The 22,442-nt window shown below is 72.3% G+C and carries 17 protein-coding genes; 8 read left to right on the top strand and 9 right to left on the bottom strand.

The window, feature by feature from the left end; genetic code table 11:
• Window positions 1-92 precede the first annotated feature (92 nt).
• The 6 genes from ACGFW6_RS03020 to ACGFW6_RS02995 form a co-directional block, all read right to left on the bottom strand.
• Window positions 93-587, bottom strand: coding sequence for a lamin tail domain-containing protein (locus tag ACGFW6_RS03020; protein ID WP_393504043.1), 495 nt, complete (start codon window positions 585-587; stop codon window positions 93-95).
• A 102-nt stretch (window positions 588-689) separates the two neighbouring features.
• Window positions 690-1,655 (bottom strand): DUF1152 domain-containing protein, encoded by a 966-nt coding sequence (locus ACGFW6_RS03015; RefSeq protein WP_393504041.1) that lies wholly within the window; start codon window positions 1,653-1,655, stop codon window positions 690-692.
• 98 nt (window positions 1,656-1,753) lie between these two features.
• Window positions 1,754-3,118 carry an FAD-dependent oxidoreductase gene (locus ACGFW6_RS03010; RefSeq protein WP_393504039.1) on the bottom strand — a complete coding sequence of 455 codons (1,365 nt, stop codon included), beginning with the start codon at window positions 3,116-3,118 and terminating at the stop codon, window positions 1,754-1,756.
• A 182-nt stretch (window positions 3,119-3,300) separates the two neighbouring features.
• Window positions 3,301-4,122, bottom strand: coding sequence for a chitosanase (locus tag ACGFW6_RS03005; protein WP_393504037.1), 822 nt, complete (start codon window positions 4,120-4,122; stop codon window positions 3,301-3,303).
• 143 nt (window positions 4,123-4,265) lie between these two features.
• Window positions 4,266-6,962, bottom strand: coding sequence for a SpoIIE family protein phosphatase (locus ACGFW6_RS03000; RefSeq protein ID WP_393504035.1), 2,697 nt, complete (start codon window positions 6,960-6,962; stop codon window positions 4,266-4,268).
• Between the two features lie 278 nt (window positions 6,963-7,240).
• Window positions 7,241-9,766, bottom strand: a complete 2,526-nt coding sequence (locus tag ACGFW6_RS02995; protein WP_393504033.1) for a SpoIIE family protein phosphatase — start codon at window positions 9,764-9,766, stop codon at window positions 7,241-7,243.
• 344 nt (window positions 9,767-10,110) lie between these two features.
• Here ACGFW6_RS02995 and ACGFW6_RS02990 point away from each other — a divergent pair, with 344 nt between their 5' ends.
• Window positions 10,111-11,793: a hypothetical protein gene (locus ACGFW6_RS02990; protein WP_393504031.1), complete on the top strand. Its 1,683-nt coding sequence runs from the start codon at window positions 10,111-10,113 to the stop codon at window positions 11,791-11,793.
• Window positions 11,794-11,824: 31 nt separating this feature from the next.
• Here the strand turns inward: ACGFW6_RS02990 and ACGFW6_RS02985 are convergent, their stop codons facing one another.
• From ACGFW6_RS02985 to ACGFW6_RS02975, 3 genes are all read right to left on the bottom strand, one after another.
• Window positions 11,825-13,690 carry a SpoIIE family protein phosphatase gene (locus tag ACGFW6_RS02985; RefSeq protein WP_393504029.1) on the bottom strand — a complete coding sequence of 622 codons (1,866 nt, stop codon included), beginning with the start codon at window positions 13,688-13,690 and terminating at the stop codon, window positions 11,825-11,827.
• A 55-nt stretch (window positions 13,691-13,745) separates the two neighbouring features.
• Window positions 13,746-14,435, bottom strand: a complete 690-nt coding sequence (locus tag ACGFW6_RS02980) for a class I SAM-dependent DNA methyltransferase (protein WP_393504027.1) — start codon at window positions 14,433-14,435, stop codon at window positions 13,746-13,748.
• A 145-nt stretch (window positions 14,436-14,580) separates the two neighbouring features.
• On the bottom strand, window positions 14,581-15,984 hold the full coding sequence (locus ACGFW6_RS02975; protein WP_393504025.1) for an MFS transporter: 1,404 nt from the start codon (window positions 15,982-15,984) through the stop codon (window positions 14,581-14,583).
• Between the two features lie 299 nt (window positions 15,985-16,283).
• Between ACGFW6_RS02975 and ACGFW6_RS02970 the strand changes: the two genes are divergently transcribed.
• From ACGFW6_RS02970 to ACGFW6_RS02940, 7 genes are read left to right on the top strand one after another with little or no spacing between them, the layout of a single operon-like run.
• Window positions 16,284-17,771 (top strand): aldehyde dehydrogenase family protein, encoded by a 1,488-nt coding sequence (locus ACGFW6_RS02970; protein ID WP_393504022.1) that lies wholly within the window; start codon window positions 16,284-16,286, stop codon window positions 17,769-17,771.
• A 24-nt stretch (window positions 17,772-17,795) separates the two neighbouring features.
• A complete protein-coding gene (locus ACGFW6_RS02965; RefSeq protein ID WP_393504019.1) occupies window positions 17,796-18,740 on the top strand; it encodes a VOC family protein in 945 nt (314 codons plus the stop codon).
• Window positions 18,737-19,540 carry an aspartate dehydrogenase domain-containing protein gene (locus tag ACGFW6_RS02960; protein ID WP_393504016.1) on the top strand — a complete coding sequence of 268 codons (804 nt, stop codon included), beginning with the start codon at window positions 18,737-18,739 and terminating at the stop codon, window positions 19,538-19,540. The genes ACGFW6_RS02965 and ACGFW6_RS02960 overlap by 4 nt, the downstream gene beginning before the upstream one ends.
• Complete coding sequence (locus tag ACGFW6_RS02955) at window positions 19,537-20,325, top strand: alpha/beta fold hydrolase (protein ID WP_393504013.1); 789 nt, start codon at window positions 19,537-19,539, stop codon at window positions 20,323-20,325. Before ACGFW6_RS02960 ends, ACGFW6_RS02955 begins: the two co-directional genes overlap by 4 nt.
• 15 nt (window positions 20,326-20,340) lie before the next feature.
• Window positions 20,341-20,862, top strand: coding sequence for a cupin domain-containing protein (locus ACGFW6_RS02950; RefSeq protein ID WP_393504010.1), 522 nt, complete (start codon window positions 20,341-20,343; stop codon window positions 20,860-20,862).
• Window positions 20,855-21,589 (top strand): SDR family oxidoreductase, encoded by a 735-nt coding sequence (locus ACGFW6_RS02945; RefSeq protein WP_393504007.1) that lies wholly within the window; start codon window positions 20,855-20,857, stop codon window positions 21,587-21,589. The genes ACGFW6_RS02950 and ACGFW6_RS02945 overlap by 8 nt, the downstream gene beginning before the upstream one ends.
• 50 nt (window positions 21,590-21,639) lie before the next feature.
• Window positions 21,640-22,431 (top strand): SDR family oxidoreductase, encoded by a 792-nt coding sequence (locus ACGFW6_RS02940; RefSeq protein ID WP_393504004.1) that lies wholly within the window; start codon window positions 21,640-21,642, stop codon window positions 22,429-22,431.
• Window positions 22,432-22,442: the final 11 nt, after the last annotated feature.

The following is a 22,442-nucleotide window of genomic DNA, read 5'->3' as shown; positions in this document are numbered from 1 at the left end:
CGCGCCGCGTCCCGTCACGACAATGACTCGTTGAGCGGGACCCGCCCACCATCCGCATTGGGGCGGGTCCCGCTCATCCGTCCACGTCCGCTCTAGTTGTGGTACGTGATGTAGCCGTTGCCGTCCCGGTCGTTCTGGCTCTTGGTGTAGGCGTGCGAGTCCGCCCCGGCGCCCGAGGGCTTGTAGAGGTAGATCGTGTCCTTGTCGTTGTTCCACATGAAGTTGCAGTTGTCGCGGTAGACGACGTTGTTCGTGTCGGAGTCCGTGCCGTTGCCGCCGCGCAGCTTCACGTAGTCACCGGGCTGGAGGTGGTGGTTCGCCGTGAACGTGAACCTGTTGCCGGCCTTGTCCTTCACGACGTAGCCCTTGAGGTTGACCGTCGTGCCGGACGAGTAGTTCTTGATCGTCAGGTATTCCTCGTCGGTGTTGCCGGTCCGGCAGTTGTTGGAGTCGCTGCCGGGCGCGTCGTACTGGATCCCGCGGATCTTCAGCGCGGACGAGTACTCGGTGGCCTGGGCGGGCGCGGCGGCGAGGGCCGCGAGCGTGCCGGCCGTGACGGCGGTCGTGGCGAGAATGCGTATGCGCATGGAGAAATATCCCCCCTGTGTGGAGCTTTGGTGAAGATCAGGAGTGTATCCGGGGGGTGCGAGTGCTGTGCGGGCTTCCCCGAAATGCGGGACACGGGTACGTCAGTGCGGATAAGCCCGCGGTGGGCGCTGACGGGGGAGCTCGTCGCGGAAGTCGGAAATGACCGAACTGATCTGACGCATGAGCGCGGTGTCCCCGAGCCGGTCGAGATACAGGTTGTGCCGGGCCAGGGCCGGCGCGTCCACGCAGAAGTACAGCGCCATGAGCGGATTGACGAACAGTTCGCCGCCCTTGGTGCGCTCGGTGAACCGTACGTCGCCGAAGTCGCCGCGCACCGCGGCGGCGACCGAGCCCTGGACGATGCTCGGATGGTCCGGCGTGCAGCGCTGTGCGTGCGCCACGGCGTCGAGGTAGAGGCGCCCCTCGGTGCTGTCGCGCGGCAACGAGAACGCGCCCAGGTAGCCGCCCGCGCGGTCCAGCGCCGCGAGATTCTCCAGCACCAGCGAGTGGTTGACCCCGTGATAGGCGTCCACCCCGAACCCGAGGCACGCCACCAGCCGTACGGCGACCTCGTCGAGCCCGGCCACCGCGGCGAGGCTCGCCATGTCCTCCTCCGGCGTGCCGAGCCCGTTCTCGTCGCCGCGCATGAGGATGTCGGTGCCGCCGTCCACCAGTACGACGGCGTCGACGCCGCCCAGATGGGCCAGCAGGGTGCGGTAGGCGGCCCTGAGCGGCCGCACGCCCGTCCGGGGAAACGCGTACACCGTGTCGGGCAGGTCCTGCTCGGCCAGCCAGCGTGCGAGGGTCCGCTCGGGGAAGTAGTCGCCGCGCGCCGCGGTGTCCGGGCGTATCGCGGCGACGTCGTGGTCCACCCAGACGTCCAGGTCCAGCCCGTACAGGTCCGCGAAGGACAGGTTGGCGAGATGGACCTCCTTGCCGGCCGCGCGCAGGGCGAGGGCCAGGGGAAGTCCGGCGTACACGTCGAAACCGCCGCCCGCGCCGGCGATGAGCACCCGGCGCGCGTCGTGCAGCCGGGTGAGGAAAGGGGGTTCGAGGAGTGAGAACACCGGGGGACGCTAACAGGCGGCGATCTTCGGGGTGAGGGAGAAAGCCGGGAGGGCCGGGGTGCGAAGCCCCGGCCCTCCCGCCCTGCGTCGTCGGCGGACTACGCGCCGCTCTCGCGGAGCATGTCCTCGCGCTCGACGAGCTTCACGCGCTCACGGCCCTGCGGCTCGCCCAGCGCCTTCTCGGCGGCGTCGAGCTTGTACCAGCCCTCCCAGGTGGTGTGGCGGAGCTCGCGCTCGGCGAGGAAGGCGTCCACGGCCTCGGGCTCGGGAGAGGCCGGGGTCTGCAGACGGTCGTTCGCGAAGTCGTCCAGCAGGTTGGCGACCGTCTCGTTGGCGTCGCCCTTGGTGTGGCCGATGAGGCCGACCGGGCCGCGCCGGATCCAGCCGGTGACGTACGTGGACTGGAGGTGCTCGCCGGACTCCTGGAGGACCCGGCCGCCCGCGTCCGGGACCGTGCCCGACTCGATGTCCCACGGCAGCTTGGGGAGCTTGTCGGAGAGGTAGCCGACGGCCCGGTAGACCGCGTCGACGTCCCAGTCCGTGAAGGCGCCCGTGCCCTTGACGTTGCCGGTGCCGTCCAGCTCCGTGCGCTCGGTGCGCAGGCCGACGACCCTGCCGTCCTCGCCCAGGATCTCCACCGGCGACTCGAAGAAGTGCAGGAAGAGCTTGTGCGGGCGGTCGCCGACGTCGCGGATGGCCCAGTTCTCCAGGGTCTTCGCGACCATGTCGACCTGCTTGTTGCCGCGCCGCTCGGCGATCGAGCCCTCGTCGTAGTCGATGTCCTCGGGGTTGACGATGACCTCGATGTTGGGGGAGTGGTCCAGCTCGCGCAGCTCCATCGGGCTGAACTTCGCCTGCGCCGGGCCCCGGCGGCCGAAGACGTGGATCTCGACGGCCTTGTTCGCCTTGAGGCCCTCGTAGACGTTCGGCGGGATCTCGGTCGGCAGCAGCTCGTCCGCCGTCTTCGCCAGGATGCGGGAGATGTCGAGCGCCACGTTGCCCACGCCCAGGACGGCGACCTTCTCCGCCTCCAGCGGCCAGGTGCGCGGCACGTCCGGGTGGCCGTCGTACCAGGACGCGAAGTCGGCGGCGCCGTAGGAGCCGTCCAGCTCGACGCCGGGGATGCGCAGCTCACGGTCGGCCATCGCGCCGGTCGAGAAGATCACACCGTCGTAGAAGGCGCGCAGGTCGTCCAGGTGGACGTCCGTGCCGTAGTCGATGTTGCCGAAGAGGCGGACCTGCGGCTTGTCGAGGACCTGGTGCAGGGCCTTGATGATGCCCTTGATGCGGGGGTGGTCGGGGGCGACGCCGTAACGGATCAGACCGAACGGGGCCGGCATCCGCTCGAAGATGTCGATGGACACACCGGGCTCGGTGGCCACGTCGGACTTGAGCAGAGCGTCGGCGGCGTAGATCCCGGCGGGGCCGGCTCCGACGATGGCTACCCGCAGGGGGCGGGGCATGATCAGGTTCCCTTCGAGAGGCGATAGATCGACTCGAACGGGAAGCCTAAACTAAGGCAAGCCTAAGTCGGTACGCGGGTCCGACCTATGAGCTCATAAACCAATTCTATGACCTGGAACCGGGCCGACGGGAGCGGCGGGTTGCCGTGCGGAAGGGAACCGTACGGCAACCCGCGTCCCGGTCAGTCGATGTGGAAGCTGTCCCCGTAGACCTTCCAGTTCAGCGGGGTGGTGAGGTCGAGGTTGCCCGCGCGGAGGAAGACCCGCTGGGCCGTGTCGACCCGGCTGGTGTCGCTGTGGGCCTCCTCCTGCTTCATGGCCCACACCCGCGCGTCCAGGAAGGCGTTGAGATACGTGACCTCGTCACCGCCCTGCGCCGGCGGCCGCGCCCGGTTCAGGGCGCGCTTGCGTATGTTGCCGAAGCTGGTCGGGTCCGAGCCGTCGCCGTGCATGACGATGGCGTCGTAGTACGCGAACTGGCCGAGCACGCGCAGCCCGTCGGCCTTGCCCTGCCGCACGGCCGGGTTGAAGTACACCCGGTCGCGCTCGTCGTTCTGGGCCTGCTTGAACGCCTGGTCCTGAGCGGCCCGGCCCCAGTCGCGGGGGTAGTTCGGGTCGAGCCCGTCGTGCGAGTCGGTGCCGTCGACCCGGCGCAGCGCCGGCAGGTACGGGGCGAGGACGTTGCCGGGGCGGCGCTGGGTGTACAGCTCCACGAGGTCGAGCATGTCGCCGGTGCCGGAGCAGAAGCCGATGATGCCGGCGGTGTAGCCGCGGCCGTCGCCGATGTCCTCGATGTACTTGTACTGCGCCTTCCAGTCGAGCGAGGAGTTCTCCGCGCTCGACACCAGCTTCATGGCGATCTCCTTCTTCGCCGGGTCGTCGAGTCCCACCGCGGCGGACTGCGCGGCGGCGGCACGGGGGGAGCTGAGGAGCGGGGCTGACGCCAGGGACGCGCCGATCAAGGTGAGAAGCGTACGGCGCGACGTGTGCGTGGGGTGCTTCACGGCGGCTCCAAAGGGAGGTGGGGGGTGGGGAGTTGGCCGTTCCCTACACTGATAGGAAGGTTTCCTATCAGAAGTGGAGCGCGCGGGGCACCGGTCGCGTCAAAGGTTCGTACCTATCTACAAGCCCGCTCGGCGTCCGCCGGTCACGGCAGCAGGTGCGCCCCGGGCTGCGGCAGCGGCTGCTCCGCCCAGATCACCTTGCCGCCCGGCAGATACCGCGTGCCCCAGCGCTCGGCGAGCTGCGCGACCAGGAACAGACCGCGCCCGCCCTCGTCCGTCATCGCGGCGTAGCGCAGATGCGGCGACGTGCTGCTGGCGTCGAAGACCTCGCAGATCAGGCTCCGGTCACGCAGCATGCGCACCCGGATCGGGTCGCCGCCGTACCGGATGGCGTTGGTGACCAGCTCGCTCAGCATCAGCTCCGTGCTGAACGACAGCTCCTCCAGGCCCCAGCGCTCCAGCGTCTCCGTCACGGCGGCGCGGACCTGGGCCACGGCCGCCGGGTCGGACGGCACGTCCCACTCGGCGACCAGATCGGGTCCGAGCGCCCGCGTGCGCGCCACGATCAGCGCGATGTCGTCGCTCTGGCGGCCCGCCAGCCGGGCCTCCAGGACGGCCTGGCAGGTCTCCTCCGGCGTGCGGCCGGTCCCGGCGAGTGCCGCGCGCAGCTGCTCCAGACCCTCGTCGATGTCGTGCTCCCGGTCCTCCACCAGCCCGTCCGTGTAGAGCACGAGCCGGCTGTCCTCCGCGAGCTCCAGCTCCACCGTCTCGAACGGCAGCCCGCCCAGGCCCAGCGGGGGCCCGGCGGGCACGTCCGGGAACTCGACGGTGCCGTCCGGCCGGACCAGGGCCGGCGGCGGATGCCCCGCGCGGGCGATCGTGCACAGCCGGGAGACCGGGTCGTAGACCGCGTACAGACAGGTCGCGCCGGTCACCGCGGCGCTGTCGCCCTCCTGGGCCTCGTCCTGGTCGATCCGGGCGACCAGCTCGTCCAGGAGTGCGAGGAGTTCGTCGGGCGGCAGATCCAGCGCGGAGAAGTTGTGCACGGCCGTGCGCAGCCGGCCCATGGTGGCCGCCGCGTGCAGCCCGTGGCCCACGACGTCCCCGACGACCAGCGCCACCCGGGCGCCGGACAGCGGCAGGACGTCGAACCAGTCGCCGCCGACCCCCGCCTGCGCCGGCAGATACCGGTAGGCGATGTCCAGGGCGTTCTGCTCGGGCAGACTGCGCGGCAGCAGGCTGCGCTGGAGCGTCACCGCCATGCTGTGCTCGCGCGTGTAGCGGCGGGCGTTGTCGATGGACACCGCCGCCCGGGCGACCAGCTCCTCGGCGAGCGCCACCTCGTCGGTGTCGAACGGCTCGCCCTTCTGCGACCGCCAGAAGCTCACCACGCCCAGCAGCAGCGACCCCGCCCTGAGCGGCACCGCGATCAGCGAGTGGATGCCGAAGTCCACCACCTGCGCCGAGCGCTCCAGATCCTGGGCCCGCCAGCCCGGCGCCTCCCGCAGCCGCGGCTCGATGACGGCATGACCGCCGCTCAGCGCCCGGGCCTGCGGCGAGGAGTCGACGAACCGGATCTGCTCGCCCACCGGATACAGCGGCGCGTCCTTGCGTATCCCGCCGCACGCCGTGCGCCGCAGCCGGGTCGCCGCCTCCGGCTGTCCGCCGCCCAGCACGGCGTCGAACAGGTCGACGGTGGCGAAGTCCGCGAACCGGGGCACCGCCAGCTCCGCCAGTTCCTCGGCGGTGCGTGTGACGTCCAGGCTGGTGCCGATGCCCACCCCGGCGTCGTACAGCATGTTCAGGCGCTCACGGGCCTCCTCGGCACGGCCGGACAGGGCGCGCAGCTCCGTCGAGTCACGCAGGGTGGCGACGCTCCCGGAGGGGCGGCCCCTGAGGTGGGTGGGGCGCTGGTTGACCGCGAGGAGCCGGTCCTTGACCAGGTGCACCTCGTCGGTGGCCATCCGGCCGGAGTCCAGCAGCTCGGCGGTGTCGGGGGCGAGTCCGAGGTCGAGCACCCTGCGTCCCTCGGCGTCCTCGGGCAGATCGAGCAGGCGGTGCGCCTCGTCGTTGGCCAGGAGCATCCGGCCCTCGTCGCCGACGATGATGACGCCCTCGCGCACGGCGTGCAGAACGGCGTCGTGGTGCTCGTACATCCGGGTCATCTCGTCCGGCCCGAGACCGTGCGTCTGCCGCAGCAGCCTTCTGCTGACGAGGGCCGTGCCGGCCGTGGACAGGGCGAGCGCGGCCGCGGCGGCGATCAGGACGAGCGGCAGCTGCCGGTCCGCCGTGCCGCCCACGGTGTCCGTCGTGATCCCCGCGGACACCAGGCCGACGACCTTGCCGTCGGGATCCTTGATCGGGACCACGGCCTGCACGAGCGGCCCGATGGTGCCCGTGATCTGCTCGACCACCACCCTGCCCTCGAGCGCGGGCTCCAGATTCCCGACGAAGTGCTTGCCGATCCGGTCCGGCTTGGGGTGGGTGTACCGGATGCCGTCCGTGTTCATGACGACGATGAAGTCGACCTCGGTGGCCTTGCGCGCGGCCTCGGCCTTCGGCTGGAGCACGGCCGTCGGGTCGGGGCTGTTCAGCGCCTCCCGGGTGCCCGGCGCGTTCGCGAACGCCTCGGCCACCGCGACCGAGCGGTTACGGGCCTCCTGCGTGGTGTCGTACCGCACCTGCAGCACCAGGGCCACCACCGCGGCGACGACCAGCAGCAGCACGATCACGACCTGGAGCAGGAACACCTGCCCGGCGACGCTGCGCCCGCCCACGGCGGACCGCAGACGGCCGAGCCGGCCCTTGCGAGGCTCCCGGTCGTCGGGGTCGAAGGGCATTCCCCGTTCGGGCACCACGGTGCCGCGGTCCGGCGCACGCCAGGTGCGCGGACCGCTGGGACGACGGGCCGACCGGGCCCCGGAACGACCCGTTAGTCGGACCATGTGCCCATGTCTACACTGCCGCGCCTCCAGAGGCGAGACACGTCACGGACCGTGACGGGAGCTGTTTCGTTCCTCACATGACGATCACCGCGTCGATCCACCGAAAGCGGGCAACTCCCGCCCCCGCCACAGCAGTACGCCCCGGGCGCCGGCGGCATCCGGATGCTCGTCCCTCACTTGCGGCGCAGGGGTGTGGCGCGTCGGGTGGCGAGCAGCAGCGCGATGTCGTCGGGGCGGTCCGTCATGTGCCGGGCCGTCGCGGTGAGCCGGTCGGCCAGGCTCGCCAGGGAGCGGCCGCCGGGCCGGGCACCGGGGCCGCCGGCCCTGGCCAGCGCGACCCGCAGCGCGCTGATGCCGTCGTCGATGTCGACACCGGGCCGCTCCACCAGCCCGTCGGTGTACAGCGCCAGCACGGCCCCGGGGTCCATCCGCAGCTCCGTCACCGGGTACTGGGCCTGCGGGTCCACGCCGAGCACGACCCCGCCCGGCAGGTCCAGGAGCTGCGTACGCCCGTCGGGGCGGCGCAGCAGCGGGCGCGGATGCCCGGCCACGGCCGCCCGCGCGACGCCGGTCGCCGGGTCGAGGCGGATGTAGCAGCAGCTCGCGAACAGTCCGGCGTCGAGGTCGATGAGCAGGTGGTTGGTGCCGCTCATGACCTCGTCAGGCGGCCGGTCGCCGAGGGCGAAGGCCCGCACGGCGCTGCGGAGCTGGCCCATGGTGGCCGCCGCCTGCACACCGTGACCCTGCACATCGCCGATGACCAGCGCCAGCGCGTCCCCGGCGGTCACGACGTCGTACCAGTCGCCGCCCACCTCCATGCCCTGGGTGCCCGGCAGATAGCGCCCCGCGGTCTCCAGCAGCGGATGCTCCGACAGCCGCCGCGGCAGCAGCGCCTGCTGGAGCCCGCGGGCCAGCGCGGCCTCGCTCTCGTAGCGCTGCGCCTTCTCCAGGGCGTGCGCGATCAGCCCGGCCATGGCCGTGAGCACCGCGCGCTCCTCGCTGCTGAAGCTGCGCGGCCGGTCGAAGCCGAGGATGCAGGAGCCGACGGGACGGCCGGAGGCGATCAGCGGCAGGAAGGCGCGGGCGCCCTCGGTCGCGTCCAGCGCGATGCCCGGGTAGGCGTCGGAGAGCTGCTGCATCGAGTCGAAGAACAGCGGGCGCCCGTTCGTCAGCGTCTCCACGCCCGGCAGCCCCTCGTCGAGCCCCACACCGTCGAACGGGGCGAGGAACCCCTTGGGGAAGCCCGTCTCCCAGGCCAGGTACAGATGCCGCTCCTGCAGCAGGTAGATGGCCAGACGCCGGCCGCCGAACACCGGCAGCAGCTCCCGCATCACCACGGCGGACACCTGACGGGGCGTGACCGCCTCCGTCAGCGCGATGGCGAGGACGATCGGCCGGTACAGGGGGGCGAGCGAAGAGGCCCCGGCGGGCTCCGGCGTTCCGTGCGTCTCCAGGAGGTCGCGGGGAGTGTCCGCCGCCGCGTGCCCCGGACGGATCGTGCAGGTCAGCAGGTCGGGGCCGGGGTACAGCGACAGGGCGAGCAGCTCCTCGCTGAAGGTGCGGGCGGCGGTCTCGCGCTCGGGATCGGGCGGTCTGCGGACGTGGAAGTGCACCGGATCCGGAGACAGCAGGGCGACCCGCAGATGGTCCTCGACGGCGGGCTGGTTCAGCCACGGCACGCTCTCCCACAAGGTCCGGCCCAGCAGCTCGCCGCGCGGCCGGCGCAGCAGTTTCGCCGCGTGCGGGTTGGCGTAGACGACCGAGCCCAGCCGGTCCAGGCAGAACACCCCGTCGGGAAGCTGATCGGCCGCGACGTCCGCCACCGCGCTCGCCCCCGGGTCCAGGACGACCCCGCGCACGGGCGCCGGGAAGAAGGGCGCCGATTCCTCGTACGGCCCCCAGACCTCGACCAGACGCAGCGCGCCGTTGGCCGCGCGGACGTACAGCGGCAGGGCAGGCGGCCGGCCGCCGGCCGCCTCCCGCAGCGCGGCGAGGATCCGCTCCGCGTCGCCGGGGGCGACGGCCTCCGCGAAGTCCTCCACGGTGGCGTGCGCCTCACCCGGAGCTGCCCCGAGGACGACGTTCAGCCGCTCCTCCGCGGTCACGACGTTCGTCTCCGGATCCCAGGCGAACCGGCCGAGGTAACCGGAGGGCCGACGCCTGGCCGGCGGGCGCACACACAGCGGTACGCCGTCCCAGTTCACCGCCGCCGCGTCCCCGTCCTCCAGGGTCCGCAGCGCCGAGCCGAGCTCCTTCGCCAACTGGGACATGCGCTCGCGCACCGGTAGCAACTCGGTGGCGTCGCCCGCCGAGGGCCGCAGCACGGTCAGCACGCCGAAGACCGACGACCCGCCGACGACGGGCACGTACAGGGACCCGAACTGGAACGGCAGGCCGGCGGCGAACTGCGGATAGCGGCGCATCGTCTCCGTCGCGTTCGGCAGCACCACCTCGACGCCCAGCCGGTAGGCGTCCGCGACGGGGAACGGCCGGTCGACGTGCAACCGCCACCACGGCCGGAACAGGGGGCCCGGCAGCCCCTCCAGCACCGCGAGCCGGAGGAGTCCGGGCGTGCCGGAGCGCAGATATACCCCTCCCGCGTGCCCGCCGGCCGCGCTGATCGCCTCCGCCGAGGCATCGATCAGCAGCGCGGCAAGCCCGCCGGGCGTCCGCTCTGCGCCCTCGGCGCTCCCAGTCATCGGCCCTACCTCGTCCGTACGCCGTCACGCGCGCGACACAGCAAGAATGCGCCACTACGCCCCCCGCTCGCACCTGGGCGGCCAAATCCGTCGCACTCGACCGCCGGACGGACGAGGCCCCGGCGCCGCCGTCCCCGGTGGCCACGGGGCAGGAACGGGCCCCGGACCGGCTTCCGTGCCCGGCGATTCGACGGGCGTCGACTTCCGGCCAGGCAGTTCCCCGCCACCGGGGCGGGAGCCGAAACCGTGGAACGGACCCTCCCGTTGTCCGTGCGAGACCCGAGGCTGTCCGGAAGACTCGGGAACGGGCTCCGCGGGCTCGGTACAGGCAGGAGATCAGACGCATGGAGTACTACGACCTCGGCACGCACACCCGCTCCGTCACCGCGTCCTCCGCCCGGGCACAGCTCTGGTTCGACCGCGGACTGGTCTGGACGTACGCCTTCCATCACGAGGAGGCCGTCGCCTGCTTCGAGGCTGCCGCCGAGGCCGACCCCGACTGCGCGATGGCCCACTGGGGCATCGCCTACGCGCTCGGGCCGAACTACAACAAACCCTGGGAGTTCTTCGACGACCAGGACCTCAAGCGCACCGTCGACCGCACCCACGCCGCCGTGGAGCTGGCCCACGACAAGGCGGTGCACGCCACTCCCGTCGAGCGGGCCCTGATCGCCGCCCTGCGCGCCCGCTACCCGCAGGCCAAGGCGGTGGAGGACTGCTCGATCTGGAACGCCCCCTACGCCGACAGGATGCGGGTGGTCTACGAGCTCGCGCCGGACGACCTCGACGTCGCCACCCTGTACGCCGACGCCCTGATGAACCTCACGCCCTGGCAGCTGTGGGACCTGAGGACCGGCGAACCGGCCGAGGGGGCCCGCACCCGGGAGGCCGAGGCGGTGCTGGACCGGGCCCTCGCCACCGCCGCCGGGCGCGATCACCCGGGCGTGGTCCACATGTACGTCCACCTGATGGAGATGTCCCCGACCCCGGAGGCGGCGCTGACCGTCGCCGACCGGCTGCGCGGACTGGTGCCCGACGCCGGGCACCTCAATCACATGCCCTCGCACCTGGAGGTGCTGTGCGGTGACTACCGCCGGGTGGTCTCCGACAACACCGCCGCGATCGCGGCCGACGAGAAGTACCACGCCCGGGCCGGGGCGATGAACTTCTACACGCTGTACCGCTCGCACAACTACCACTTCAAGATCTACGGCGCGATGTTCCTCGGCCGGTCCGAGGTGGCCCTCGAGACCGCCGCACAGCTCGAGGCGTCCATCCCCGAGGACCTGCTCAGGGTGCCGAGTCCGCCCATGGCCGACTGGCTGGAGGGCTTCCTCGCCATGCGCGTCCACGTCCTGATCCGCTTCGGACGCTGGGACGACATCCTGGCCCTGCCGCTGCCCGCCGACCCGGAGCTGTACTGCACGACGACCGCGATGCTGCACTACGCGCGCGGCGTCGCCCTCTCCGCCACCCACCGCGTGCCGGAGGCGGAGGCGGAACGCGAGCTCTTCCGGGCGGCGGTCGCCCGGGTCCCCGAGACCCGCATGCTGTTCAACAACACCTGCGCCGACATCCTCGCCATCGCCTCGGCGATGCTCGACGGCGAGCTGGAGTACCGCAAGGGCCACCACGACGCCGCCTTCGCCGCGCTGGAACGCTCCATCGAACTGGACGACAACCTGCCCTACGACGAACCGTGGGGCTGGATGCAGCCCACCCGGCACGCCTACGGCGCCCTGCTGCTGGAGCAGGGACGCGTCGAGGAGGCCGAGGCCGTCTACCGCGCCGACCTCGGTCTGGACGGCACCCTCCCGCGGGCTCTGCAGCACCCCGGCAACGTCTGGTCCCTGCACGGCCTGCACGAGTGCCTGACCCGGCTCGGCCGGACCGGGGAGGCACAGATGCTGTCCGGGCAGCTGCGTCTGGCCACGGCGCTGGCGGACGTCCCCATCGAGGCGTCCTGCTTCTGCCGGCTCGACACGAGCGCCCGGGACATGGTGGAGGACGGCTGCTGCGCGCCGTGAGGGAGCCGGGCGTCCCCCGAGTGCGTGGGGCTCAGCGGTCCCCGGAGGTCCGCGGCAGGGGCTGCTCGAACCAGACCACCTTGCCGGTGCTCACCCGCGTCGCGCCCCAGCGCCGAGCGAGCTGGTCGACCAGGAACAGGCCCCGGCCGCCCTCGTCGCTCAGCCGGGCCTGCCGCATCCGCGGCACCACCGTGGAGTCGTCGCCCACCTCGCAGCGCAGCACGTCCGTGTGGATCAGCCGCAGGGTGATCGGCCGGGTGGCGAACCGCACCGCGTTCGCCACCACCTCGCTGACCAGCAGTTCGGTGGTCTCCACCAGGGAGTCCAGGCCCCACTCGGCGAGCGTGCGGCGGGTCAGCCGGCGGGCCTGGCCGGCGGTCTGCGGGCGAGGAGCCATGTACCAGTACGCGACGGTCTCCGGCAGGAGGCCCTCGAACCGGGCGGCGAGCAGCGCGATGTCGTCGTCACGCTCACCCGGTCCCAGCGTGCCCAGGGCCTCGTCGCACAGGTCCTCCAACGACAGGGGAGCGGACCCGAGGGCGGCCGTGCGCAACCGGTCGCACAGCAGCTCCATCCCGGTCACGACGTCCGAGTCACGGGACTCGACCAGGCCGTCGGTGTACATCAGCAACGTCGCCCCGGCCGGGGCGTGCGTCTCGACGGACTCGAAGCCACCGCCGCCGACGCCGATCGGCGCTCCGGGCGGGGCGTGGAGCACCTCGACGCCGCCGTCGGGACGCAGCAGCACCGGCGGCAGATGGCCGGCGTTGGACACCAGCAGCCTCTGCAGCACGGGGTCGTACAGGGCGTACAGGCAGGTGGCGGTGTGGTCGCTGCCCAGCCGGCCGGCCTGGTCGTCGAGGTGGTGCAGCACCTCGGACGGGGGCAGGTCGAGCCCGGCCAGGGTCTGCACGCTGGTGCGCAGCTGGCCCATGATCGCGGCCGACGTCATGGAGTGGCCCATGACGTCGCCGATGACCAGGGCGACCCGGTTGCCGGGCAGCGGGATGGCGTCGTACCAGTCGCCGCCGACCCGTGCGGTGCGCGAGGACGGCAGATAGCGGCTGGCCAGCCGGACGCCGGGCGGTTCCGGAAGCGACGGCGGGAGCATCGTGCGCTGCAGGGTGTCGGCGACGGCGGCCTCACGCTCGTACAGCATCGCCTTCTCCAGTCCGAGCGCGGTGTGCGTGGCGAGCTGGGAGGCCACGAGGAGGTCGTCGGCGGTGAACTCCTCCCGGTCGGGTTCCCGGGTGAGGAGGACGCTGCCCAGGGCGTGGGTGCGGCCGTGCAGCGGCGCGAGGATCAGCCGTGGCCCGGGGGCGGGCGGCGGGGGAGTGTCCGCCGTGCCCAGCAGTTCGGCCGCCGCGGAGGCGACGTCCGGGGTGTCGCCCAGTGCCGGACGTCCGTCGCGGAGCAGTTCGGCCAGCGGGCTGCCGGGAGCCGGGCGCAGGCTCTCCGCGGCCGGGAGGTCCCGCGGGTCGGCCGGCGGCGGCTCGGCGGCCGTGGCGCCGGGTTCCCGGCGCCGGGAGCGGTCCGTGCAGTGCAGCCGCAGGACGCCCGGACCGGGGGCGTTCTCGTCGCCGACCGGCAGCGGTGCGTAGAGGTGGATGAACACCCGGTCGGCGAAGGCCGGGACGGCCGCCCGGCACAGTTCCCACAGCGTCTCGTCGAGGGTCATGCCGCGGGCGATCCGGCGGGTCGCGGCGTCGAGGTAGCGCAGCCGGTCGGTGAGCGGCTCGGCGAGGTCCGGTCCGTCGCCGGGCGGGGCCGGGGGCGGTGTCCGCGCGGAAGGGCGTGACGGGTCGGGGTGCTGCGGCCGGTGGGGGAGCGCAGCACGTTCACGCATGCCGGGTTTCTGCTCCCGGATGCCGTCACCACCTCCGAGGTGCTTCGCCATGCCCGTCCTTGTGCCTGCCCTTCCGGCTGTGCCGTCCGCCCGGGAGCCGGGGGGTTCAGAAGTCGTCGGCCCGCCGTGCGCAGCGCAGGAAAATCTGCACCTCGGGCTGGATGTCGGCGGCCGCCGGCGCGTAGGTGTACGAGGACTCCCCGGCGATCGCGAAGCCCGCCGTCTCGACGACCTCGCGCAGTTCGTCGTGCAGATAGCCGGAGACGCGGATGCTGCGTCCGATGAACGGGATCATGAAGTCGTCCACGTCGGCCTCCACCATCGACAGCGCGAACAGGCCCCCGGGCACCAACAGGTGCCGGACGGTGCGCAGAGCGAGCGGTATCTCGGCGCGCGGCAGCATGAGCAGGGAGAAGAAGGCCGTCACCGCGTGGAAGCGGCCCACGTCCAGGGGACCACCGGGCCGCAGATCCGCGATGTCCGCCCGATGGAACACCCCGCCGGGCACATGGCTGCGGGCCAGCTCGACCATCCGGTCCGACAGGTCCACACCGACGACCTCGAACCCCGCCAGAGCCAGCTGGCGCGCGGTCGGGAGCCCGGTGCCGCAGCCCAGGTCCAGGACCCGGGAGCCGGTCCGCAGGGAGCCCATCAGCCAGTCGGCGGCGGCGATCTGGCCCTCCTTGTGCGGGAAGGCCTCGTCGTAGCGGTCGCCGATCGCGTCGAAGGCCTCGGCCTGACCTGTGCGGTCGAGCCGGAGGGTCCCGTAGTCGAGCTCGTCGGCAGGGTTGCTCACAAGGACTCACCTCGAGGGCACGGTGGTCAAGAATCCCCGACTTCACATGCGCAGGAAGCTGTTCGTGCCGTCGTGACCAATGATGCCCGACTTCTACCCGTTTTCTCGTGCCGGGATCCCTTGATCCCGGCACGAGAACCGTCGCCTACGGCGCCACGTCCTCCAGCGGCCGTCCGCTCGTCTCCTCCGCGGCCACCCCTGCCGTGAGCGACCCGAGGAGGGCGACCACGGCGAGCGTCACGAAGACGGTGCCGAGGGCGCCGCCCGCGTACACCGCACCGACGACGATCGGGCCGAGGATCACGCCGAGGCGGTTGACCGCGCCGCCGAGGCTCGTGCCGAGGGCCCGCATCCGGGTCGGGAACAGCTCGGGCGTGTACAGGTACAGGCAGATGTTGGCGCCGAAGAAGAACACCGCCGACAGGGACGTCCAGATCAGCACGCTGCTCGCCGAGCCGCCGGCGAAGAGGCCGAGGAGCAGCAGGCACAGGGCGGCGCCGCCCAGGCACCACGTGACGGTGTGCCGCCGTCCGACGCGGTCGACGGTCAGGGCGACGGCGAGACAGCCGAGGAAGCCCGCACAGGACGTCACCGTCGAGTACAGCAGCGCGTCGGACAGGCTCAGGTGGAAGCGGGAGCCGTAGATGGTGGGCAGCCAGGACGAGATGCCGTAGTTGACGAAGTAACCGCAGAACCACAGGGCGCAGACGACCAGGGTGCGCTTGCGGTAGCGGCCGGTGAGGAGCTCGCGCAGTCCGCTCCCGGTGTGGGACTCGCGCACGACGGGCTTCGCGGGCGCCGGCTGCGGCAGCGGTGCGCCGGTGACCTTCTCCACCTTCGCCTCGATCGAGGCCATCGTGGCCAGCGCCTCCTCGTGCCGGCCGTGGTCGGCGAGCCAGCGCGGCGACTCGGGCACGCAGCGCATGACCAGCACGCACAGCACCCCGGGGATCGCGGCGAGGCCGAACATCCAGCGCCAGCCGAGCAGCGGCATCAGCCACCAGGCCAGCACGGCGCACGCGGTCAGACCGGCGGGGAAGACCAGCTCGTACAGCAGGACGAAGCGACCCCGTTTGTGGGCGCGGGTGATCTCGGCGATGAAGGTGGCCGCGACCGGCACCTCACCGCCGATGGCGAGGCCCTGCACGAAGCGGAGCCCCATGAACGGGCCCGGCGAGGCGCACAGCGTCAGCAGCAGGCTGCACACGCCCGACAGCGCGATGCACGCCGCGATCACCTTGACCCGGCCGATCCGGTCGGCCAGCCGGCCCGACAGCAGCGCGCCGGCGAGCATGCCCACGGAACCGACCGTGATCAGGGACGTGGTCTGCCCGGTGGTCAGGTGCCACTCGGCGCGCAGCTCGGGCAGCGCGTAGGCGATGAGCAACTGGTCGAAGGCCTCGAAGAACGTCACCGCGCCGATGATGAGCCGGACGGTGACGTGCCAGCGGCACAGGGGCAGGCGTTCGAAGCGGGCGCCGATGGCGGCCACGAGCGCCGCCGTGTCCGCGGGGCGGCCCGCGGTGGCATGGGGAGTGTCGGTCGTCATGGAGGGGTCCTCCGGACCCGCGCACTGGTGCTGTGAAAGGCACAGGATACGCACGGGAGGGTTCGGGCCGGCCCGGCGACGGCAGGAGGGCCGTGCGCCGGCTCGGCGAAAGAGGGGGACGAGGCCAGCTGGCTAAGCGCTAAATCTCTCAGCGCTCAAGTTTTATCCCGTCTGTGAAGCGGGTCGTCAAGGGTTCATCCCCACGTCGCTCAAAAAACTTTGCCGGGTCCCCTTGCGGCAAAAATAGTTAAGCCCTTAGATGTTCAGCACTTCGATACATGCCCAACGGAGGTCCTGCCATGTCGCGCACACCGGTCGACGAGATCCTCATCGGGGGGTGCTTCAGGCGCGGCACGGGCACGCCGATCGTGACCGTGAACCCGGCCGACGGCCGCCCGATCACCACCGTCCACGCCGCTTCGCCCGCCGACGTCGACGAGGCGGCCCGCGCCGCTGCGGACGCCGTGGCGACGCCCGCCTGGCGTGACCTGCTCCCGCACCGGCGCGCCCGCGTCCTGCACCGGATCGGCGACCTGATCGAGGAGCACGCCGACGACCTGTCCGCCCTGCAGACCGCCGACACCGGCAAGACGCTCACCGAGACCCGAGCGCTCGCGCTGAGCGCCGCGGCGACCTTCCGGTACACGGCCGCCGCGCTGGAGACCGCCGAGGACTCGCTCACCCCCTCCCGGGGGCCGTACGTCACGATGAGCGTCCACGAGCCGATCGGCGTCGTCGGCGCAATCAACCCCTGGAACTCACCGATCGCCTCCGACGCCCAGAAGGTCGCCCCGGCCCTCGCCGGCGGCAACGCGGTCCTGCTCAAGCCCGCCGAGTGGACCCCGCTCGTCTCCCTCGCCTTCGGACGCCTGGTCCACCGGGTGCTCACCGAGGAGGACCTGCCGACCGCGCTGCTCTCGGTGCTGCCCGGCAAGGGGCGCGTCGTCGGGGACGCGATCGCCACCCACCCGCTCGTCGGGCGCATCGGCTTCACCGGCGGCACCACCACCGGCCGCGCCATCGCCCGCACCGCGGCAGGCCAGCTCGTCCCGGCCTCCCTGGAGCTCGGCGGCAAGTCACCGACGATCGTCCGCGAGGACGCCGACATCGAGCAGGCCCTCGCGGGCGTGATGTACGGGGTCTTCTCCTCCAGCGGACAGTCCTGCATCGCCGGCTCCCGGCTCTTCGTGCACCACGCGCTGTACGACTCCTTCGTCGGCGAGCTCGTCGCACGGGTGCGCAAGCTCCGCGTCGGCCCCGGGACCGACCCGGACACCCAGGTCGCCCCCCTCGTCCACCACCGGCACCGCGAGACGGTCGCCGCATACGTGGACCTCGCCCGCGCCGAGGGCGGCCGCATCCTGTGCGGCGGCGCGATCCCGGACGGCGAGCGGTACACCGACGGCGCCTACTACCTGCCGACGGTCATCGAAGGACTGCCGAACTCGGCGCGCACCTGCCAGGAGGAGATCTTCGGCCCGGTCCTCGTCGCGCTGCCCTACCACGACGAGGAGGACCTGGTCCGGCAGGCCAACGACAGCGTCTACGGGCTCGCCTGCGGCATCTGGACCCGCGACGCGCACGCCGCCTGGCGGCTCGCCCGGCGCATCGACGCCGGGACCGTCTGGATCAACACCTACAAGCAGTTCTCCATCTCCACCCCCTTCGGCGCGATGAAGGACAGCGGCCTCGGCACCGAGAAGGGCCGCGACCTCATCCGCTCCTACCAGCGGCAGAAGTCCCTGTACTGGGGCACCGACGCGACGCCCCTGCCCTGGGCCGGCTGACACCCGCAACCGGGAGACCACACCATGAACCACCCCCCGATAGCCCGGCTGCGCGCCCTGCGCTCCGTCGAGCTGCTCACCCCCGAGTTCACCCAGGCCACCGACTTCTACGAGGAGGTCTGGGGACTGGAGGTCATCGAGGCCGAGGCCGGCACGAGCTGGCTGCGCGGCACCGGCGAGGAGCACCACGCCCTCCAGCTCACCCGCGCCGACCGCATCGGCCTGGGCCGCCTCGCCTTCGCCGTGGCCACACCCGCCGAGATCGACGAGGCCGCACGACGCCTTCAGGCCCGCGGCATCACGCCCGTCACCGGACCCGGCCCGCTCGACCAGGTCGGCGGCGGCTACGGCCTGCGCTTCCACGACCTCGACGGACGACTGATCGAACTCTCCGCCGACACCTGGGCCGTCACCGCCCGCGGACGCGACGCCGCCGTGCCGGTCGGCGTCACCCACGCCGTCCTCAACACCCCCGACATCGACGCCTCCGTCGCCTTCTACCGGGACGTCCTCGGCATGCGGGTCTCGGACTGGTCCGAGCACCAGATGGCGTTCCTGCGCTGCAACGCCGACCACCACTGCATCGCCTTCAACCAGGCGCCGTGGGTGTCGCTCAACCACGTTGCCTACGAGATGACGTCGGTCGACCACTTCATGCGCGGCCTCGGCCGGCTCCGCCACCACGGCGTCACCCCCGAATGGGGCCCCGGCCGGCACGGGCCCGGCAACAACACCTTCTCCTACTTCACCGACCCCACCGGCCTCGTCTGCGAGTACACCTCCGAGGTCGCCCAGGTCGTCGAGGACGCCTGGATCTGCAAGGTGTGGCGCCGCACCCCCGAACTCTCCGACGTCTGGGGCACCGCAGGACCGCCCTCCCCGCACATCCGCGCCCACATGGCCGGCACGCCCGACGGCAGCCCCGTCGTGCCGCCCGTCGACGTCGCAGCCGAAGGAGTCCCCGCATGACCCGCCCCACCACCCGCCGCGTCGGCCTCATCGGCTGGGGCGCCATCGGCCGCGTGGTCGGCGGCGCGCTCGCCGCGGGCGACATCCCCGGCGCCGAACTGGTCTGCGTGGTCGACAACCGGCCGCTCGGCGACACGGTCCCCGCCCCCCAGCACACCCTCGAACAGGCCCTGGAGACCTGCGACCTGATCGTCGAGGCCGCCGGGCAGGGTGTCGTACGCGCATGGGGCACGACGATCCTCGCGAACGGCACGGACCTGCTCGTCGCGTCCACCGGGGCGCTCACGGACGAGCGACTCGCGAAGGAACTCCTGAACACCGGGCCGGGCCGCGTGTACTTCACCGGCGGCGCGGTCGGCGGACTCGACCTGCTCCAGGCCGTACGCGCCATGGGCCCGCTGGACGAGGTGCGCCTGACCACGACCAAACTGCCGTCCACCCTCGAACAGCCCTGGATGGACGAGGAGTTGCTCGGCCGCATGCGGTCGGCCACCGCGCCGGTCGAGGTGATGGCCGGCACCGCCCGGGACGTCCCCGTGAAGTTCCCGAAGTCCACCAACGTCGCCGCGTCCGTCGCCCTCGCCGTCGGCGACCCGGACACGGTACGGGTCAGCGTCGTCGCCGACCCCGCCGCCCGGCACACCTCCCACGTGGTGGAGGCGAGCGGCGCGCACGGCAGCTACCGCTTCGAGGTACGGCACCTGCCCGACACCGCCAACCCGGCGACCAGCCAGGTCGTCCCGTACGCGGTGCTGCGCTCGCTCGCCGCGCTCGCCGGCCGGACGGGACAGATCCTGTGACGGCCCGCGATCCGGCGGGGCTGCACCTGGAGGAGGCCGGCGACTCCGGCCCGCTGGTCCTGTGCCTGCACGGCATCGGCTCGTCCTCGGCGGCGTTCGCCCCGCAGTTCGCCGCGCTCGGCGGGTCGTACCGCATGCTGGCCTGGGACGCGCCGGGGTACGCCAAGTCGGCTGATCCGACCGGCCCGTTGACGCTGGACGACTACGCCGACCTGGCGGCGGACCTGATCCGCGCCCGTGACGGCGGCGCCCACGTCCTCGGCGTCTCCTGGGGCGGCGTGATCGCGCTGCGCCTGGCCACCCGCCACCCCGGCCTGGTCGAGTCGCTGATGGTCGTCGCCTCGACGCCCGGCTCCGGCACCGACCCCGACAAGGCCGCCGCGATGCGCGACCGCGCCGGAGAACTCGCCCGGCTCGGACCGGAGGGCTTCGCCGCCGCCCGCGGCCCCCGCCTGCTGTCCCCGGACGCGCCCGCCGACCTCGTCGCACGCGTCACCACCACCATGGCCGCCTCCGTCCGCCTGCCCGGCTACGCCCTCGCCGCCGAGGCGATGGCCGCCACCGACCTGCGCGGCGAACTGCACCTCGTCACCGCGCCCACCCTCGTCCTGTGCGGCGACCAGGACCGGATCACCGGTCCCGACGCCTCACAGGTCCTGGCCGGCGGTCTGCACCGGACCGCGTACGTGATCGTCAAGGACGCCGGTCACCTGGCCAACCAGGAGCAGCCCGAGCGCGTCAACGCCTGGCTCGCCTCCCATCTGCACATCGTCACCCACCGCTAGAAAGGCCCCAGCACCATGCCGCTGACCACCGACGAGTACGACAACAACGGCGACCTCGCCAAGTACACCGACTCCCTCATCGCCACCAAGGACTCCCGCGACCCCGACTGGGGCACCCTGTCCTTCCAGGAGAAGGCCGGCCCGCAGTTCAAGCGCGCCCAGATCCGCTACGTCGGCTCCGGCGCCACCGGCAACCACGAGAACGACAACCGGATCCTGCCCTCCGGCGGCTTCACCTTCTCCAACATGCTGCTGCCGCCCGGCGCCGAGGGCCCCGCCCACACCCACCACGACGTCGAGGAGGCGTTCTTCGTCCTGGAGGGCCGGGTCCGCGTCGGCATCCACCGCGGCCCCGACGAGGTCGAGTACCGCACCCTCGGCTACCGCGACATGATCGTGGTCCCGGCCGGCGTCACCCGCTCCCTGAAGAACGAGGGCGACACCGACGCGCTGTTCTGCGTGATCATCGGCACGCGGAAGCCGCAGGTGCCCACCTACCCCGAGTACTCGCCGCTGTACGGCGTCACCCGTGACTGAGCAGGTCGTGGTGACCGGCGCGGGACGTGGCCTGGGGGAGGCCATGGCCCGCCGGCTGGCGGCCGACGGACACCGGGTCGTGGTCGCCGAGCTCGACCCCGAACGGGGTCGGCGCGTCGCCACGGGGATCCAACAGGACGGCGGCAGGGCGGAGTTCCTACCGCTCGACGTCGCCGACCCGGCCTCGGTCGCCGCGCTCGCGGAGCGGCTCGCCGCCACCGGCGCCGTCTACGGCCTGGTCAACAACGCGGCGCTCGCCAACGGCGTGGGCGGCAAGGAGTTCCAGGACATCGACGTCGAGACCTGGGACCGGCTCATGGCGGTCAACGCCCGCGGGCCCTGGCTCGTCGCCAAGCATCTGCTGCCGCTGATGACCGGTCCGGGCCGCATCGTCAACATCGCCTCCGACGCGGCCCTGAACGGTTCCCCGCGCCTCGCCCACTACATCGCCTCCAAAGGCGCGGTCATCTCCCTCACCCGGGCCATGGCCCGCGAACTGGGGGAGCGGGGCATCACCGTCAACGCCCTCGCCCCCGGCCTCACGGAGGTCGAGGCCACCGAGAGCGTCCCGCCCGAGCGGCACGCGCTCTACGCCGAGCGCCGCGCCATCCGCCGGCCGCAGCAGCCCGACGACCTCACCGGCCTCGTCTCCTTCCTGCTGGGTGAGGAGTCCCGCTACCTCACCGGCCAGGTGATCGCCGTCAACGGCGGCTTCACCATGCACTGAACCCCACCCGAACCGCGCACCTGAACCGCCCCACCTGCAAGGAGTACGTCATGGATCTCGGCCTCGCCGGCCGCACCGTCCTGGTCACCGGCGGCAGTTCGGGCGTCGGCCTGGCCACGGTCCGCGCCCTGCTCGACGAGGGCGCCCGCGTCGCCACCTGCGGACGCGACCCGGATCGCCTCGCCAAGGCCGCCGCCCGCCTCGGCGCCGGACCCGACCGGCTGTTCACGGGCACCTGCGACGTCCGCGACGCGGATGCCGTACGGCACTTCACGGACGCGGCCGCGAAGCACTTCGGCGGGCGGCTCGACGGACTCGTCACCAACGCGGGCCAGTCCCGGATGAAACGCCTCGACGAGACCACCGCCGAGGACTGGCGCGACGAACTGGAGCTGAAGTTCGCCGGGGTGCTCCACCCGCTGTCCGCCGCCCGCGGTCACCTCCGTGCCTCGGACGCCGCCGCCGTCGTCAACGTCAACGCGGTCCTCGCCAAGCAGCCCGAGACCCGCCTCATCACCACCAGCGCGGCCCGCGCGGGCATCCTCAACCTCTCCAGGTCCCTCGCCACCGAACTCGCCGCCGAGGGCATCCGCGTCAACTCCGTGTGCCTCGGCCTCGTCGACACCGGCCAGTGGACCCGCCGCCACGCCGCCGCGGACAGCGGCCTCACCTACGAGGAGTGGCAGGCCGAACTCGCCGCCGACCGCGGCATCGCGCTCGGCCGCCTCGGACGCGCGGAGGAGGTCGCCTACGCGATCGTCGCGCTGCTCTCGCCGCGCGCCTCGTACATCACCGGAACCAGCATCGACGTCTGCGGCGGAGTCGGCCGCGGCATCCTCTGAGGAGTCTGCCC

It is taken from the genome of Streptomyces sp. Y7 (assembly GCF_043195415.1).
In the GTDB taxonomy this organism is placed as follows: domain Bacteria; phylum Actinomycetota; class Actinomycetes; order Streptomycetales; family Streptomycetaceae; genus Streptomyces.
The sequence above is the reverse complement of the archived record's forward strand: the minus strand, read 5'-3'. Positions and strand labels throughout refer to the sequence as shown.

Excerpts from the sequence above, each read along its gene's own strand:
- ACGFW6_RS02950 (WP_393504010.1), top strand. The coding sequence starts at position 20,341 with ATGCCGCTGACCACCGACGAGTACGACAACAACGGCGACCTCGCCAAG.
- ACGFW6_RS03010 (WP_393504039.1), bottom strand. The coding sequence starts at position 3,118 with ATGCCCCGCCCCCTGCGGGTAGCCATCGTCGGAGCCGGCCCCGCCGGG.
- ACGFW6_RS02995 (WP_393504033.1), bottom strand. The coding sequence starts at position 9,766 with ATGACTGGGAGCGCCGAGGGCGCAGAGCGGACGCCCGGCGGGCTTGCC.
- ACGFW6_RS02975 (WP_393504025.1), bottom strand. The coding sequence starts at position 15,984 with ATGACGACCGACACTCCCCATGCCACCGCGGGCCGCCCCGCGGACACG.
- ACGFW6_RS03000 (WP_393504035.1), bottom strand. The coding sequence starts at position 6,962 with ATGCCCTTCGACCCCGACGACCGGGAGCCTCGCAAGGGCCGGCTCGGC.
- ACGFW6_RS03020 (WP_393504043.1), bottom strand. The coding sequence starts at position 587 with ATGCGCATACGCATTCTCGCCACGACCGCCGTCACGGCCGGCACGCTC.
- ACGFW6_RS02960 (WP_393504016.1), top strand. The coding sequence starts at position 18,737 with ATGACCCGCCCCACCACCCGCCGCGTCGGCCTCATCGGCTGGGGCGCC.
- ACGFW6_RS02990 (WP_393504031.1), top strand. The coding sequence starts at position 10,111 with ATGGAGTACTACGACCTCGGCACGCACACCCGCTCCGTCACCGCGTCC.
- ACGFW6_RS02985 (WP_393504029.1), bottom strand. The coding sequence starts at position 13,690 with ATGGCGAAGCACCTCGGAGGTGGTGACGGCATCCGGGAGCAGAAACCC.
- ACGFW6_RS02940 (WP_393504004.1), top strand. The coding sequence starts at position 21,640 with ATGGATCTCGGCCTCGCCGGCCGCACCGTCCTGGTCACCGGCGGCAGT.
- ACGFW6_RS02970 (WP_393504022.1), top strand. The coding sequence starts at position 16,284 with ATGTCGCGCACACCGGTCGACGAGATCCTCATCGGGGGGTGCTTCAGG.
- ACGFW6_RS02965 (WP_393504019.1), top strand. The coding sequence starts at position 17,796 with ATGAACCACCCCCCGATAGCCCGGCTGCGCGCCCTGCGCTCCGTCGAG.